At 35.3% G+C, this 624-nt stretch carries 1 pseudogene; it reads left to right on the forward strand.

The features are described 5' to 3' along the window. Nucleotides 1–523: pseudogene (locus tag ACFIKE_RS12110) on the forward strand (hypothetical protein); the annotation flags it as partial. Nucleotides 524–624: the final 101 nt, after the last annotated feature.

Raw genomic sequence — 624 nt, forward strand, 5'->3', positions numbered from 1 at the left:
CGAGCAAAATATCAATCTTTCAAACGAAGTTAACAACCGATGGCAAATTAACGAAGCGATGATTGCGAAATTGCCTTCACGAAAAGTTAAAAAGGTTGGAAAAAAACTTTCAGAAATCTTTGACACGATGATGCCTGCTTATTTTCCAGAGAAAGCAAACTTTTTTGAAGAAACTAAGAAAACAAGCGAAAAACAAGAAGTTGAAAGAATACTAGAAGATTTCAAACCCGATTTTCAATACGCAACTGAACAAGGATTAACGCATGATGAAGCCTTATCAGAATTTGAAAAATTTGTACGCTTTTCAAAAACCAATCCATGTCGAAATGCAAATGAACGCGATTGGCAAAGCGCTTGGGATAATTGGATTACGCATCCAGAATATGGATTGGTAATTAAGAAACACAAAAAATTAGAAACGGAAAAACTATATGCAACCGCATGCTATAAATCATCATCAAACAATTTCGCAAACAACCTTTCAGAAAGATTTAGCATACCCCCAACAGCGATCTACGCTTAAAGACACTTATGGATCAGAAATAGAGCTTTTTTCGGGAGCATCAGTCATGAAATCGTATTTAAAAGGATCCGAAAAAACAGCAAAGTAGTGAAATTTGCTGA

Origin of the sequence: Bartonella sp. MU70NMGDW (assembly GCF_042194085.1) — a bacterium.
Lineage (GTDB): Bacteria > Pseudomonadota > Alphaproteobacteria > Rhizobiales > Rhizobiaceae > Bartonella > Bartonella grahamii.